Source organism: Perlabentimonas gracilis (genome assembly GCF_011174675.1).
Lineage (GTDB): Bacteria > Bacteroidota > Bacteroidia > Bacteroidales > Tenuifilaceae > Perlabentimonas > Perlabentimonas gracilis.
This window is the reverse complement of sequence record NZ_JAANIG010000093.1, coordinates 1-2,604: the sequence shown is the minus strand read 5'-3', so window position 1 is coordinate 2,604 and position 2,604 is coordinate 1. Positions and strand designations below refer to the sequence as shown.

Below are 2,604 nucleotides of genomic sequence, written 5' to 3'. Positions count from 1 at the left end.
ACTTCAGCTTTTCGCTTTGATGTCCAGTAACTGTTCTTTTTCATACCGTCAGAAATTTAGCAATTTTTCTGCTCGGTTTTAATTGGGGCTAATATAGAAATGAATTTTTTGCCAGAAAAGGATATACGTTCAATTCTAAAGATTTGTCTGATTATTTTAATCAAAAATCTTGGTACAATCCTATACATCTGAATCCAGATAGTATACCTCTATCTGTTCAAGAAAAAATGATTATTGATTCTATTATTTACTATGAAGAAAAAAATAAATCATTAAAACCTTTAGATTTTCAAGACAGTTTAAGAATATGGTTTAAAGAAAAAAATAGTTTTAATTATGGCTATGAAACAAGTGTAAGCGTTCCTAATATATTATTTAGAAGGAATATTGGATATTTAGCTGAAGGGTTAAAGTATCATCATAAGAATTGGTTTAATCACGAGTTTATCCAAATTAGAATAATAGATACATTAACAAATCAAAATTTACTTCTAGGACTATTTGGTCAAATTAATTGTCCTGACCAGTATTGCCATTATGGAGGGGAAATAATAACTTGTGATTCTTTATTAAATTATATAGATTCTTATTCCGTTGAATTTGAACACTTTGAAAAATTTACAGAAAATGAGTTGAATGAATATGTGTTTAAAGTGGTTACACCATATAAAAAGACGATACATTTATTGATTGATGATCAAGGTAGATTTTCAAGAAGATAATTTAAAAACATCTGCCCATAACAAGGGGTGTAGCCAATGTGGGTTGACATTGGAACTTCGGAGCGGTTTCGCCCGCTCGGGCGTTTTCGTCGGGGGACGAAAACGTAACACGCTCTCCCACACTTGCCACACCCCCAGCCGTTATGGGCAAGCTATGAAGAAAAAATCGTGGAAGACCTAAATTTGCTACTTAGACAGAAGAAAAGATAACGAAAAATTGCCCACGCACACTCAGGCACTTTTTGTTGCCCAACCGCACAGGCGATTGCTTCGCAACAAAAACAGCCTTCGTTTTGCCCCCCGCATTGATAGTACGGATAGAATTTGTAATATAACCGACTGAAACAAAAAGAGTAATTAAATGAATTTAAAGCAGTTGAAGCCTAGAAAGGCACCTAATAAAGCGTTTCTGAAGTTAAAGCCTGATCGTCCTGAAATAGAAATATTTAAGAAGAATTTAATTCAATTGCTTGACAGAATTAATGACAAGGAATCGGAAGAATTTCATAAATTGAGACAAAAAAACAGAATCAATTAATTGAAACAACAGTTCTTGAATCCCAAATAGACAAATTGGTTTACAGACTTTACGAATTGACAGATGAAGAGATTAAAATAATTGAAACCAACCAATGAAACGAAAGGAATTTGAAAAAATATTTTTACCCTTTAATGAATCAGGGAAGCAAATTTGGGTGATTTCACGTGTAAAAGAGCTCCCTGATGTTATTGTAAAGATGGCTGTTAACCTAGCAGACCTTGACTTTATAAAATATGTTAGAATTTGTGATGAAACACTTGCTGCATCGAGTGAAAATTACCCTAAACGTCCAAAAGTACCAATTACACATATGAACCACGAAACGGCGATTGGAGTACAATTAATTTATCACAAGTCGTTGAAAAGCATCGATTTTTTTGACATTAATTCTCCAATTAAAGGATGTGGGAGTAAAATGGTTGATGCTGTATTCAAAAATTTTCCTAAAGATTGGCAGCCTGTAGTTGTAATGGATTGGAGTAATGGATTTTGGGATAAAATGAAAGAAAAATATAGTTATCTTAATTGGTTGGATTTTTAATGCCTTTGCTTCACAGTCACACACATTGCCAAGCCACACGAGCCACGCTGCATCCAAAGCTTGTCAAAGAGTGTGACTGTCCCAACGCACTTGTAAAACCGTAAAAAATGTAGCAAATTTATATGTCGAATCTAAAGACACGACAAAAAATTAATAGCCAGCCCATAACAAGGGGTGTAACCAATTTGGGTTGAAACGGTTATGCGGTCGGTTTCGCACGCAGCAATCTTCTTAACGGGGGATAAATCCCCTGCCCCGCTCCTCCAAACTGGTTACACCCCCAGCCGTTGGCAACCATGGTGGACGAAAACCAAGATTTAGCCCATCGGCAGCCTGTTTCGGGGCGTAGATGGCTTGATAATATCGAAATGAGCGGGTAGGCTGAAAGCGTTGCGTTTGGGTAAGCGGTTGGAAAGAACAGGCCTTCGAGGGGCTAGAAAATATTTCACCACCCTCGACCAGAATGGCGGATAACGCCTAGCCCATTTTGCTTGCATAGGGCTGCTTTGAATATTTAGGGTGGAAACCCCACGCTGAAAGGCGGAAAAGGAACTTAGCACTATCGGGCTGAAAATGCAGCTCGGGGCTGAAAATGAAAAACAATTGTGATGAAGCCCGCCCTCGATAAATAGCACGTAAGCAGCCCTTGACAGAAAATTGTTGTGGCTAGGCGCTGAAAAGTTGAAATGAATTGCTTGACCCGATGAAATATTTCCCTTTACCCCACCGCACCTCACCAGCATTTGGGCTGGCTGATAGGCAAGGGGCTTGCTGCTGGGTAGCGTCGTATCGGGGGATAT

At 37.9% G+C, this 2,604-nt stretch carries 2 protein-coding genes and 1 pseudogene; all 3 read left to right on the top strand.

Annotated features, from left to right (window positions below):
• Window positions 1-107: 107 nt before the first annotated feature.
• A pseudogene (locus G8O23_RS17200) lies at window positions 108-722 on the top strand (YARHG domain-containing protein); the annotation flags it as partial.
• 361 nt (window positions 723-1,083) lie between these two features.
• Entirely contained in the window at window positions 1,084-1,260 is a 177-nt protein-coding gene (locus tag G8O23_RS17195; RefSeq protein ID WP_166367145.1) for a DUF7149 domain-containing protein, read from the top strand.
• A gap of 94 nt (window positions 1,261-1,354) precedes the next feature.
• Window positions 1,355-1,804, top strand: coding sequence for a hypothetical protein (locus tag G8O23_RS17190; RefSeq protein WP_166367147.1), 450 nt, complete (start codon window positions 1,355-1,357; stop codon window positions 1,802-1,804).
• Window positions 1,805-2,604 lie beyond the last annotated feature (800 nt).